This window comes from Streptomyces sp. NBC_00582 (assembly GCF_036345155.1).
In the GTDB taxonomy this organism is placed as follows: domain Bacteria; phylum Actinomycetota; class Actinomycetes; order Streptomycetales; family Streptomycetaceae; genus Streptomyces.
Window position 1 is genome coordinate 4854420 of record NZ_CP107772.1, and the last position, 13707, is coordinate 4868126.

The window sequence follows — 13707 nt, forward strand, 5'->3', positions numbered from 1 at the left end:
CGGAGGCCTGATCGATTCGATCCCAGAACCAGGAGACGACCTTGAAAGCAGTCGCGATCCAGACCTTCGGAGGCCCGGATGGTCTGGCGGTCATCGAGCTTCCGGCCCCCGTCCCCGCCCCCGGGCAGGTGGTGATCGCCAGCGAGGCGATCGGTGTCGGTGGTGTCGACGTGATGGTCCGTAGCGGTGCGCTCGCCGCCTACGGCTTCAAGGAAGGCCATGTCCCAGGCAGTGAGTTCGCGGGCACGGTGACGGCGGTCGGCGACGGTGTCGACGCGTCGTGGATCGGTCGGCGGGTGTGGGCGTTCACCGGGGTGGGCGGTGGTTATGTGGAGCAGGCGGTCGCCTCGGTCGAGGAGGTCCTCCCCCTCCCCGAGGGGCTCTCCGCCGCCGAGGCGGTGACGCTCGGAAGTTCCGGTGTGGTCGCCCATTTCGGCCTGGCGCATGCCCACTTCACACCTGGTGAGTCGGTCCTGGTGCGCGGCGCGGCCGGCAGCATCGGGATCATGGCGGTCCAGCTCGCGGCACGGGGTGGTGCGGGTGCGGTGGCGGTCACGACGTCGTCGCCCGAGCGCGGTGAGCGGCTGCGGGAGCTGGGGGCGACGCATGTACTGGACCGCTCCGGAGAGGGGGACGCCTCCGCTCCCGGCGGCTACGACGTCGTCATCGACATCGTCGCCGGGGCCGACATGCCCTCGTTCTTCGACAAGCTCAACCCCAACGGGCGCCTGGTGGCGGTCGGCGCGGTCGGGGGACAGCCACCCGCTGACTTCGGCATGCGGCTGATGGCGGCGTTCCAGAGGTCGATGTCGTTCGCCACCTTCAGCGCGGACACCGTGAGCCGGGCTGATCGACGTACGGTGCGGACCGAGCAGTTCGCTGCCGCATGCCGTGGCGAACTGCGTGCGGTGATGCACGGGTCGCTGCCACTGGAGAAGGCCGTACTCGCACACCGGAAGATGGACGCCGGAGAAGTGTTCGGCAGGATCGTACTGATGCCGTAGTTCATGCGTGCGGAGCGAAGTCCACAACCCCACCGGAGCCACCACCGGTCCAGACGCCGGCGACGGTCCACCGCTCGACGCAACGGCCGTCCGCTGACGTCGCCCTCAACTACTGCTGTCAGACACCCCGGCGGCCCCACCGGAAACAGATCCGGTGGGGCCGCCGGGCAGTGTGATTCCGCGGCGGTTCAGGTATTACACGGGACCAGCGGCGGGGTCATCTTCGGGGGAGATGTTGACTCCCAGGCATCCGACTACTTTGAGCGGGTGCGGGTCGAGGTAGAGCCGAAAGTAGTATCCGGCTCGTTCGCGATCGTCCACGTAGGCCGCAAGAAGTCCCCGCTCGCCCATTTCGTCAAGACTCGCAAGGCATTCCGCGGCTCCGACAGTCGGCTTGCCGCGCCGCTGCAAGGTCCTCAACCTCCCGCGACAGATGCCCATGAGCCTCGATGCTGGAATGGGATCGAGCGAGACTTCGAAATGCGCTCCGGCAAGTAGTGCATTCTTGGCCAGAATGCCGGCCTCGGAGTCGGACTCGAATGCGGCTAGCAGTTCACTCGCAGCTACCTCGTCCACCTCAACCCCCCATCACGCTCTTCCAGGTTTGCCCAAGGTCGAAGCTGATTTCATGGGCTTGGATTTCCCCAAGGATGAGGTGCTCGTCTTCGAAGAATCCCTTATCGAACGGAGTGTCGTGGATTTGAATATTCCTCGATGGCCCAATGGGGGGTTCCAGGTCCGCTATCCGGATGCGCAACATCACACCTTTACCAACATATTTCTTCCCCAGATTCGTGGCGAAGAACTCGGCAACTTCGGGGTCGTCCGACCAAGAGGTGAAGGCGGAATTCGTGTTGTCACCCACATGAGCGGCGATACTCGAGTTGCCCCCGAGGGGAACCGCACGGCCTTCGGCAGCGGTGGCATAGCTGGTGTGTCCCTCGGCGACACCGCGGTACAGATACCCATCGTCGTTCAGTTCACAACCCGTGTTGTGAACCAGGACCGGGACGGCGCCTGCCACCACATAGTACGTGTGCAGCATGCTGACGGTGAGGTTGTGGACCGTGGCGTCCAGCGCCGTCCAGCGCTCGACGGCCGTGATCTGGACCAGCGTGCCGGCGCTGGTGCGCAGCCATTCGCCCGACTTGAGGTCGGTCGCGTCGATCCACTCACCGAGCTCGGGCACCCAGAAGGGGTGGCCGTCGGTCGCGGTGACCTGCGCGGTCTTCGAGCCCTTCTTGCCGTCGGTGTCGACGGTGACCTTGACCAGGTGCTTGATGCCCTTGCCCTTGATCTCGGCAGTGACCGTCTCCGCCGTGGTCTCGCCCGTGTCCGGGTCGGTCGCCAGGACCTTGTCTCCGGCCTTGACGTCCTTGATCGCCTTGGTGGAGCCGTCGGCCATCAGGACCTTGGTGTCCGGCGTGAAGCTGTTGACCGGGCAACTGCCGCCCTCACCCCCGCCGGAACCGCCGCCCGAGTCCTCCTTGCCGGACCCTTCGCGGGAGCCGCCGGACTTGTTCTCGGCCTTGCCGCCGCCCTTTGAGCCCTTGGACTGGGCCTGGGCGCGGGCCTTGGCCTGGACCGGGTTGCCCTTGGCGCCCTTGGAGCCGGTATGGGCCTTCTTCTTGACCGCCTCCGCGGCACGCTTGGCTGCTTCTCTCGCCTTGCGTTTCGCTTCGGCCGCAGCCGCTTCCGCCGCCTTCTTCGCCTTGATCAGCGCTGCCTTGGCCGCCTTGGCCGCCTTCATGCCGATCTCGGCCGCGCGCTTGGCCGCCTTGAACGCCTTGACCGCGCTCATGGTGCCCTTGAAGGCGCGCCACATCTTCTTGCCCTTGGAGAAGACACTGGTCCACGGGATGGCGTCCATCAACAGGCTGCCGCAGGCCCACAGGTCGCCCTGGGTGAAGCAGCCGACGACGTCGTTCCAGCCGATGAACTCCTTGAACACGGCCCAGCCGGTCGCCAGGATCACGTCACCGATGGAGCGGTTCAGCGTCTTCTGGTACTCGGCGATCTTCGCGTCGAGCGCCGCGATCGAGGCGTCGAAGCTGGAGGCCGAGGAGGTCAGGCCACTCGGGTCGGAGTGGGTGACCGGGTTGTTGTTGGCGTAGGAGTAGCCGTTCGCCTGGAGCGGATCGCTGTCGTCCAGGACCGGGTCGGCGGAGATGAAGCGGCCGGTTCCCGGGTCGTACTCGCGGGCGCCCATGTGGACGAGGCCCGTTTCGACGTCGTCGTCACCCGTGTGGAAGGCGGTCTTGGTGCGCATGGGCATGCTGATCGCCCGGTCCTCGCCCCAGGGGTCCTTCTTCTGGGCGCGGACCTGCATGCCGCCGTCGAGACGGACCTCCGCCAGCGGGGTGCCGTTGAGGTCGGTCGCCTGGGCGTAGACATGCTCGCTGACACCGGCGGTGTTGTTGACGCCCTCGCGGAAGCGGGTCACCGACGGGCCGCCGACGCCGGCGTACGTGCGCTCGACGTACCGGACCTTCCCGGCCGTGGTCAGGGAGACCTTGGTGTCGGGCAGGTTCAGCACCGCGCCGGCGCTGGTGCGCTCCAACAGGCGGTTGCCCATCGCGTCGTAGACGTACGTCGTCTTCGACGCGGGCTTCCACAGCTGACCCGCCACGGTCGAGTTGCACGCGGCCAGGGTGAGGTCGGTGCTGACCGTGGACGCCGGTGCCGCCAGGCACAGGCCGGTCGCGACGTGCTTGATCTGACCCGTGCTCAGGGTCTGCCAGCGCTGCGCCGCGACCGCGTTGTCGCAGGCCTGGATCAGCGCTGCCGCGCCGGCCGCCGCGCCGTTGGGCTGGACGCAGCGCCCGCCCACCATGAGCTGGCCGATCGTGCCGTCCTCGACCGTGCCGTCGTTGTTGGTGTCGGAGGCCTTGAGGCGGAACTGCTGGGACTTGTTGCCGTTGCAGACGTAGATCTGGATCGCGGTGCCGACCGTCGTGGTGCCGCCCGAGAGGTCCATGCACAGGTCACCGACGCCGATCCAGGCACCGGAACCGTCCGTGCCGAACCCGGTGACCGACTCGACCTTGCCGTCCCAGGTCCACGTCATGGTCTGGGCCGTGTCACCGCCGGTGGAGCGGGTCTCCATCTCGCCCGCCGCGTCGTAGGTCTGCGTCGAGCGGGTCTTGACCGCCGCGCCGGCCGCCGTCGTCGAGGACGTGGTGTACGAGGTCAGCGTGTGCGGCTGGTCGTTCTTGGCGGTGTCGCTGGTGCCGTACTTGTAGTCGGTGACGACGTCGCCCGTGGTGACACGCGTGCCGGAGGTGAAGGTCGGGTCGGCCTTGTACGCCGTCTTCCTGGTGCGGTTGCCGAGGACGTCGTAGTCGTAGGACTGCCAGTAACCGTCGTTGTTGGAGGAGACGTTGACCGTGTTGTCGGAGTAGACCGGCTCGGCCGTCGTCTTGCCGGAGGCGACGCAGGCGCCGCCGCCCGGGGTCGTCCAGGCCTCCTTCAGCTGGCCGAGGGTGTCGTACTTGAAGCACTGCTGGTCGGTCGTCGTGCCCATCCGGTCCGCGACCGACAGGACGTTGCCCGACGCGTCGTAGGAGTACGAGCGCTTGCTGACCTCACTGCCCGGCACGACCGCCGTGTCCGTGGCGGACTCCCGGATGAGCCTGCTGGTCAGCAGCTCACCGGTGGACTCGTTGAAGGTGTTCTCCTGCCACAGGCGGTGGCCCTGCTCACCGATGGTGGAGCGCAGCACCTGCCCGTAGGGCGAGTAGGACGCCTCGGAGGTGTACCAGTCCTTGCCGGAGACCGAGGTCGGCAGGCCCGCCTTGTTGTAGCGGGTGACGACGTCCTCGGCGTCCAGGCCGCCGGCCGCCGGGGTCGTGTACGTCTCCAGCTGGCCGTCGGCGTTGTACTTGTACGTGTACTTGTACTGGGTGGCGAAACCGTCGGCCGTCAGCCCCGCGGTGGAGCCCGGCGGCAGCGCCGTGGTCATGTCGGTCGGCTGGTAGTCGGCCGTGTAGCCGCCGATGGTGGTGGTGTACGCCTTGCCGTCGGTGTAGCGGGTGGCCGAGGAGAGCTGGCCCTTGCCGCCGGTCGCGCCGTCGTAGGCGTAGGTCTGCGCGAGGGTGGAGGTCGTGGCGCCCTTCGGGGTGACCTTGACCTGCTCGACGCGGTTCAGACGCTCGTACGTGTACGCCACCGTCTGGCCGCGTGCGTCCGTCGCCTTGTCGACGCGCCCGTAGGCGTCGTAGTCGGTGTGCGTGGCGCCCGTGTCCGGGTCGGTGGTGTCGGTGACCCGGCCCAGCGCGTCGTACTTCCACGTCCGCGTGTTGCCGACGTCGTCGGTGGACGTCACCATGTCGCCGCGCAGGTCGTAGTCGTACGTCGTGGTGATCGCGCCGGCCTCGGTCAGCGAGGTGTCGCTGAAGGTGTCCTGGCGGGTGGTGCGGCCCAGCGCGTCCGTCCACACCCGCGAGGCGGGCGTGCCCTTGGGCTGGCGCACGACCGTGTAGTCCAGGGCGTACTCGTAGCGGGTGCGGCGGTCGGTGGTGGTCACCGTCTTGCCCGCGTTGGTGAACGACTCACCCGTCTGCGGGTAGGAGCTGTGCACCGGCGTGACCGTCAGGACCCGGCCCAGACCGTCGTACGTGTACGAGGTCGCGTTCGGGACGAGGGACTCGGAGGCGGGGACGACCAGGTCGGTGCCCGGGTCGCCCTCCATGTAGTACGCGTTGCGGGTGTAGCGGACCTGACCGGCACTGTTGTGGAGCGTGTCGGTGATCAGGCGGCCGCCGTCGACCGCGGGGGTCTGCGTCTGGCGCTCACGGCCGAGGCCGTCGTAGATCGTGGTGGAGGACTGGTACGTTCCGTCGCCCGCGGCGGTGCTCGGGTTGTCGGAGAGGGACTGCGTCACCACCGACACCGGCTGCTTGGGGTCGATGTTGTACGTGTACTTGACCGTCGGGTCGTCGGTGACGGACTGGGTGGCGTCCCAGGCGGCGACCGCACGGCCCAGCGGGTCGTACTCGTACGTCTCACTGCGGCCGTTGGCGTCGGTCGACTTGATCGTGGTGCCGCGGCCGGGCTCCAGGGTCGTGGTGTCGGTGAAGCCGGCCACGACCGCGCCGCTGACGACCTTGTTGCCGGTGACCGTCTCGATCGAGTAGACCTGCCCGCTCGACGGCGTGTACGTCGTCGTGTTGTAGACGCCGGTCGGGTCGGTGACCTTCGTGACGCGGCCGGTGGAGTCGTATTCGGTGCGCGACTCGGGGTTCGTCGTCTCCCAGCCGGTGCCCGCGCCGGTCGGCGCCTCCGTCCGGGTCACCAGGCCCTTGGTGGGCGTGGCGGTGGACGAGGTCGCGCCGTCGTAGAACATGCGCGAGGCGCTGACCAGCGTGGAGCCCGTCGAGCTCGACAGGTCGGTGGAGCAGGTGCTCGTGCCGGTGGTCGTGACGGTCTGGGCGACCAGGCCGATCAGGTAGTTCGTGCCCGAGGTGTTGTGCACGTACGAGGTCGCGGTGCACGACTCGTCGCCGGAGACGGCCGTGTCGCCGTAGTCCTTGACCTTGGTCGGCAGACCGTACGTGGCGTCGTACTCGGTCTCGGAGGTGACCGTGTGCAGCGTCAGCCCGTCCGCGGCCTTGCCCGAGGCCTTGGAGATCGTCGAGGTCTTGCCGAGCGTGACGCGCTCGGAGACCACGTCGGGGCCGTCGGTGCGGTTGCGGGTGGCCAGGCGGACCGGGGCGTCCGGGATGTTGATGGTGCGCGCGATCCAGCCGGTGGTGGTGTCGGCGGACGTGTCCGGGTAGGTCAGCGACTCCGCGACCATGCCCGCGTACGCCTTGCGGTCGGTCGCCAGCGTCGCACCGGTGATGTCGGTCGTCACGACGGAACGCTTGACGTCGTCCGAGGCCTTCTCCGGGGTGTCGTCGGCCAGGACGTCGTCGTTCATGCCGCGGAAGTAGCGGGTGACCGACTTGGAGGCGACGCTGCCGCCGACGGAGTCCGTGGTGCCGGTGGTCGTGGTGACGACCGGGAAGCCGCGGAAGTCGTCCCAGGTGCGCTTCTTCGGGCGGGAGAACTCCGACTGGCTCTTCGCCCACAGGGCGCCGTCCACGGCGTCGCTGTCGGTCTCGTACGTGTACGTCGTCACGATGTCCTGCGCGTCGGCGAGACGCGGGAACTCGGTGATCTTGTCGACGACGTACTTGTGGAACCAGGAGATCCGCTTGTCCTCGAGCTCACCGTCGGCGTGCCAGTACGCCGGGTAGCAGAGGGAGTGGTTCTTGTCGATCGTGGGGCGGTCGGCGCCGGTGAGGCACTTGCCCTCGGGCGCCTTGTAGTCGACGTGGGTACGGCCGCCGTACTCGGAGACGACGTCCTGGATGCGCAGTCGTGCGAACAGCGGGTTGGTGTCGGAGGAGCCGTTCCTGACGCGGTTGGGCAGGGGGTTCTCGTTGTGGCCGAAGGAGACCGGGTTCAGGCGGTCGGTGGAGCCGTCCACGGCGTAGCCGGTGCGGCTGATGGACTCCAGCCAGAGCGCGGTGTACTCACCGGTGAGGTTCCAGGGGAAGGACTGCTTCAGGCCCCAGGAGTCGACCTTCGACAGCGAGGTCGTGGTGGCGGAGTCGCCGTCCAGACCGCAGGCGTTGCGCTGGCCGGTCTCGTTGCCGTCGGCGTCCGAGGTGTACTCGGTCAGCTTCACGCCCTGCTCGCGCTGGGTGCAGGAGTCGACGGAGGCCAGTCGCTTGCGGGACCAGAAGGTCGGGGCGTACGTGGTGCACTTCTTGCCGGCCGCGCAGGCGAGGTCGGCGGGGGTGTCGAACCAGGGACGGGTCCGGTCGGACTGCTTGGAGTCGAAGTTGGCGTTCGAGCACGCCACGTTCAGGGCGGGGTCGTCGAAGCAGCGCTCGCGGGCGTTGAACTTCATCCGGCCGAGCGGCTCCTCGGAGAAGAGCGTGGTGGCGCGCTGGCCGTAGTCGATGTGGGAGAGGTAGCCGGCGCGGTCGTAGGAGACCGCCTTGGCCTCCTTCATGTTGCGCGCGTAGGCGTTCTTCTCCTTCTCCCACCACAGCGACATCGCGTTGCCGGTGGTGTCCACGACGTAGTCGAGCTGGAAGCGCCAGCCCTGGTCGCAGAAGGAGTCCTCGAACTTCGCGGCGTAGCAGGGGTCCTCGGAGTGGTTGCCGGCGACCGGCACGTTGAGCACGGAGTTGGTCTCCGGCTTGCCCGAGGTCCAGCCCGGAAGGCGGTTGAGGCCGAAGTAGTACTGGGTGCCGTCGTCGGTGGTGACGCGCCAGAACTCGCCGTTGTTGTCACCGTTGCCGGAGCCGTCGATGCCGGTGAGGGCCTTGTAGTCGGCCGCCGTCAGCAGCTCGACGCGCATGTTCTCGCCGCGTGCGCCCTTCCACTGCTTGGTGGTGTCGTCGCGCACCAGCTCGGTGGTGGTGCCGTTCAGGGAGAGGACCGCGTTGTTCGAACCCCAGCACTGGTCGCCGGTGAAGTGCTTGTCGTTGTTGGCGTTCGCGGTGTCGGCGGCGCAGCCCACGAACGTGCGGGTGATGGCGCCGGGGTTGTAGTCCCAGCCCTCACCCACCCAGGAGACCTGGTTGTTCGTGGAGGACGTACGGCCGTCGGAGGTCTGCGAGCTGTAGCTGAGGGTGACGTTCGGCGCCGGACCGGCAGGGACCTGCGGGGCGGCCATCGTGTACGAGTAGCTGAACGCGCCGGAGGAACCGCCCGCCGTCCAGGAACCGGCCGAGACGATCGGGCTGGCGGAGAAGTCACCGCCCGCGCCGGCGCCGTAGGAGCTGCCCACGAGCAGACCGCCGCCGGAGGAGTCGGCGATCTGCTGGACGGCGTCGGCCGCGTCCTCGTGCCACACGGCGGAGTCGACGCTGCCGGCGTCCGTGCTCACCGCGCTGTTCGCGGTGGTGGTGCTGCCGGCGGCCGAGGCGAGGTCGGCGGTGTCCAGGGTGACGTTGACGAAGGTCTCGGGGACGTCGGCGGTGGTGTCGGTGGAGCCCGTGACCTCGTCGGAGGCGCCGTCCTCGCCGGTGTCGGCCTCGGAACCCGAGGAGTCACCGGCGTCCAGCGGCACCTCGACGGTGTCACCGGTGCGCTCGACCTCGGTGGTCACCGGGGTGCCGGTGGAGCACTCCTCCAGGTCCGGTGTCGTCGCGTAGCAGGACGGCATCAGCGTGAAGGAGAGCCGGTCCAGCCACTGGGCGCTGTAGGTCTCGGCGAGCTTGGTGGCGTCGATCGAGAGCACCGCGTCACCGGTCGCGGTGTCGGGCGCGTCGACCGCGAGCAGGAAACCCTGGGCGCCGTTCGCGACGGCGTCGGCCTCGGGTGCGGCGGCGACGCTCCACTGGCCTTCGAGGGCGTCGGCCTGCGCGGGCGTGGCACCGTCGGGGGCGCCGACTCCGATGGACATCGTGCCGTCGGTGGACTTCGCGACCTCGGTGGTGGCGCCCGCGGTCATGGTGTCGACGGCCTTGGTGCCGGAGGCCGCGGGCACCTCGGCGACCGCGGCCGGCGCGTACGCCTGCGCGGGGTCGGTCGCGGCGGAGCCGGAGAGCTCCTCGAGGTTGTCGGTCAGCGTCTCGTCGACCGGGACGGCGTCCGTCTCCTGGAGGTCCTCGAGCTCGACCGTCGTCCGGGGGTCGCTGGGGCCGAACGCCACAGCGCTGGGCAGCAGGGTGACGTTGAGGGCGAGAACCAGTCCGGCGACGACACCGAGCCGCGTTCTGCGACGGACCAGACGCTCACGCGGCGATCTCGCCAGCGAACCCCTGCCGCACCAGGACAGCACCGTATGCACGGCCAAGTTGACCCTTCCCCCGTCACACACCATCAGAAGCGCACACAGCGATGCCAATTGGTGAGCATTGACTTACAGACCGAGCACGAAAATAAAGACATCGTGAAGATCCGCGTCAAGGTTCCCTGAATCTGTGTTAGCTATGTCACTGATCAAACCCGTGCAAAGAACGGCAAAGAATCGCTCCAGAGCTCTTTGCGCGGCCGTTGCAAACGCCGCGCCGAGCAAAGGGTGTTGATCTGGCCGGGAGGAGATGTTCATACTCCAACCGCCCAATCCGGCGCGTCGCGCGCTCGCTACGGCTTGTCACCAGGCCTTAAGGGCACACCGGAAGAGCCATGCCGCGGCGGCGCCCGCCGTACCGCGGTCCAGCCTGTTGTGGAGAAGGGCCCCTTGAGCGACCTCGACCCCGCCATGGAATCAAGTCCCCCTGGCAGACGGCGCGTTCGCCGTGCCGTCGCCACGGCCGTGGCGCTGGCCGTGCTGGCCGGCGGCGGCGCGCTGCTCGCGCTGCGGGACGACGGCGACACCGTCACCGACGCCAAGTCCAAGCGGGCCGCGCAGCCGGTCGACGAGGACGCGGCGCAGTCACGGGCGCGCAAGAGCGGCAAGAGGGTCGAAGTCGCCGCCCTGACCGACGAGTTCTCGACCACCTACGCGAACCCAAACGGAACCTTTACCTACACGGTCTCCGTCGCACCCCTGCGCGCAAAGAACGCCAAGGGCGAGTGGGCGCCGATCGACACCGGTCTTCGCAAGGGCGACAAGGGCTGGCACACCGTCAACAGCCCTTATCCGGTGACGTTCTCGGCCGGGGGAAGCGGGGGCGCCCGCAAGGCCTCGGCGCGTACCTCCGGTACGACCGCGCAGTCGGCGGTGTTCCGCACCGGAAGCGGAAGCCGCGGCGCCGAGCAGGTCGACGACTCGGCCGAGACCTCGTGGACGCCTCTGCTGACGATGACCGCCGAGAGCCACGAGATCGCGTTCGACTGGCCGGGCGAGCTGCCCGAGCCGGTGGTCGAGGACAACCGCGCGCTGTACGAGGGCGTCCTGCCCGGCGTGGACCTGATGCTGTCCGCCCGGGACACCGGGTTCACCCACGTCCTGGTCGTCCACACGCCGGAGGCCGCCGAGAAGCTGGCCGCCGACCCGCCGCGCTACCGGGTCACCTCCTCCAGCCTCACCTTCACCCTCGACCCCGGCACCCACGTGCTGATGGCCAAGGACAGCGCGGGTCAGGAGATCGCCGTCTCGCCCACGCCGTTCCTGTGGGACTCCGCCGGGACGCACGGCACGGAGGCCGAGGCGGGCGACGCCGACGCCGAGGCCGCGACCGGCACCAACGAGGACCCCGAGGTCGTCGAGGAGGCGCCGGCGCGCGAGAACCCGGACGACGTTCCGGCCGACGAGGTCCCGAACGAGAACCCGGACGACACGAAGAGCGACGCCGACCCCGTCGCCTACGACGGCGTCCGCGCGGCCGCCTCCGACACCCTCGCCCTGCCCGCGGTGAACGGCCCCGGCGAGGGCGCCCACGCCACCACCGCCGCGGCCGCGTTCGGCGACGACGTGCTGACGATCACCCCGCCGAGCAGCTATCTCCAGGACACCGAGGACCTGACGTACCCGCTGTTCCTCGACCCCTCCACCACCGGTATCCGCGCCAACTGGACCACGGTCTACAAGCGGTACCCGAGCTCCAGCTTCTACGACGGCGCGAACTACAACGAGGACACCAAGGAAGCCCGCGTCGGCTTCGAGCGGGAGACCTGGGGCACGGCCCGCTCGTTCTTCCGGATGAAGCTGAAGAACTCCATCAAGGGCGCGGACGTCTCCAGCGCCACCCTGAAGGTCCTGGAGACCCACTCCTGGTCGTGCAGCAAGCGCACGGTGCAGCTGTGGGGCACCGGTGACTTCACCTCCAAGACCACCTGGAACCGCCAGCCGTCCTGGAAGCGGAAGATCACCTCGAAGTCCTTCGCCTACGGCTGGAAGTCCAACAGCTCCTGCCCGGACGCGTACGTCAACTTCACGGTGACCTCGCTGGCGCAGGACGCCGCCGACGACGGTGTGACCAGCTTCAACCTGGGCCTGGTGGCCTCGACCTCGTCCTCCGCGCCGACGGGTTCCTCCAGCAGCCTGGAGACGGACACCTACTCCTGGAAGAAGTTCAAGGCCGAGGGCGACGGCTCCCCCTCGCTGTCCATCACGTACAACCGGAAGCCGAACACGCCGACCTCCGTCACCATGAGCCCCGGCTCCTGCGACACCTCCGCCTCGCCGTACATCAAGGTCGGCAAGGCGGACACCATCACCATCAGCGGCAAGGCGACCGACCCGGACAGCGACCTCGCCAAGCTGGAGTTCCAGCTGTGGCAGACGGGCAAGGCCGACACCACGACGAAGACCTTCACCAAGGCCGTGGACGACGGTGAGGTGGGCGGGATCTCCATCCGGTCCTACCTGACCACCGGGGTCACCTACTCGTGGCGGGTGCGCGCCTGGGACGCCAAGGTCAGCAGCGGCTGGGCGCCCACCGGCGGCGACGGCGTGTGCCGGTTCACCTACGACACCGATCTGCCCGACTCCCCCGCCCCGGTCGTCTCGACCGACTTCCCGGGTGACGACGACGGCGACAGCGAGCCCGACGTGTGGTCCGCCAAGCCCTTCGGCAACAGCGGCAGCTTCACCTTCGCGGTCGGCTCGACCTCCGAGACCGACATCGTGAAGTTCGTCTGGTCCATCAACTCCACCAGCTACGCGGGCTACGCCTGCTCGGGCGGCGTACAGGGCACCTCGGGCGGTCTGACCAAGTCCTGCACCACGGCAGTCAAGACCGCCACCATCACCGGCATCAAGCCACCGGCCGCCGGACCCAACACGCTGTACGTGAAGTCGGTGGACTCGGCGGGCAACATCTCGCCCAACGCCCGCAAGTACTTCTTCTACGTCCAGCCGCGCTCGAGCGCCGACGGCCCCGGCGACCTGAACGGGGACGGCGACGCCGACTTCGCCCATGTCACCGCCGCCGGAAACCTCTGGATCGACTCGGTGTCGCTGGACGGCACCTGGGTGTCCAGCGCCTTCGGCACCCACAACAAGGGCACCCTGATCAAGGACGGCGGCACCGCCCCGCACATCTGGGACGGCACCGGCACCTACTCCCTGGTCACCCACAACGGCGACTTCGCGCCCGGCGACGGCGTCACCGACTGGGTGGTGCGCACCCCCGAGGGCCGGCTGTTCCTCTACCCCGGCGACGGCTACGGCGCGATCGACGTCAGCAAGCGCGTCGAGATCCGCCTGCCGTCCAACGCCCCCGCCCCCTCCACCTTCTCGGAGATCAAGTCGGCCGGCGACATCACCGGCGACGGCCAGCCCGAGCTGTTCGTGGCGGGCGGAACGGGCGGCGCCGAGCTGTGGGTGTTCACCGGCTACAGCGGCGGCACCTTCAGCGAGGCCGTCAAGATGACGTCCTCCGCGTGGGGCGCCACGGAGCGGGACTTCGTCGCGATCGGTGACTACAACGGCGACGGCGCGGCCGACATGACGTACCGCACCGCGGCCGGAAACATCGTCCTGCGCAAGGGCATCCTCGACGGCGACGGGGTGGGCACGGTCCTCGCCAGCCTGGGCACGTCCGCGGCGAGCCTGGACGGCGACGACACCTACGCCGCCACCAGCTACACGTACGCGGCGTACCCGCTGATCTACGGCACCCCGGACGTCACCGGCGACGGCCTGCCCGACATCTGGACGACCAACGCGGCCGGTGCCCTGCTCCTCTACGAGGGCGGCGCCACCGCCATCGGCACGTCGAGCACGCTGCGGTCGAGCGGCTGGGACACGGTCAAGCAACTGGGCTGACCGGACCGGGAAACAACGGACAAACAGGTGGAGCGCGGCTCCCGT

Annotated in this window: 3 protein-coding genes; 2 read left to right on the top strand and 1 reads right to left on the bottom strand. The window is 68.7% G+C overall.

Features of this window, described 5'->3' with window-relative positions:
* Positions 1-41: 41 nt before the first annotated feature.
* Positions 42-1004 carry a zinc-dependent alcohol dehydrogenase family protein gene (locus OG852_RS21525; protein ID WP_330348709.1) on the top strand — a complete coding sequence of 321 codons (963 nt, stop codon included), beginning with the start codon at positions 42-44 and terminating at the stop codon, positions 1002-1004.
* Positions 1005-1581: 577 nt separating this feature from the next.
* Here OG852_RS21525 and OG852_RS21530 read toward each other — a convergent pair.
* The gene (locus tag OG852_RS21530) at positions 1582-9795 is read right to left on the bottom strand and encodes an RHS repeat-associated core domain-containing protein (RefSeq protein ID WP_330351479.1); all 8214 of its coding nucleotides are present in this window, start codon (positions 9793-9795) and stop codon (positions 1582-1584) included.
* 393 nt (positions 9796-10188) lie between these two features.
* On the opposite strand from OG852_RS21530, the gene OG852_RS21535 reads away from it, so the two are divergent.
* Positions 10189-13662: an FG-GAP-like repeat-containing protein gene (locus OG852_RS21535; protein ID WP_330348710.1), complete on the top strand. Its 3474-nt coding sequence runs from the start codon at positions 10189-10191 to the stop codon at positions 13660-13662.
* The last annotated feature ends 45 nt before the right edge of the window (positions 13663-13707 follow it).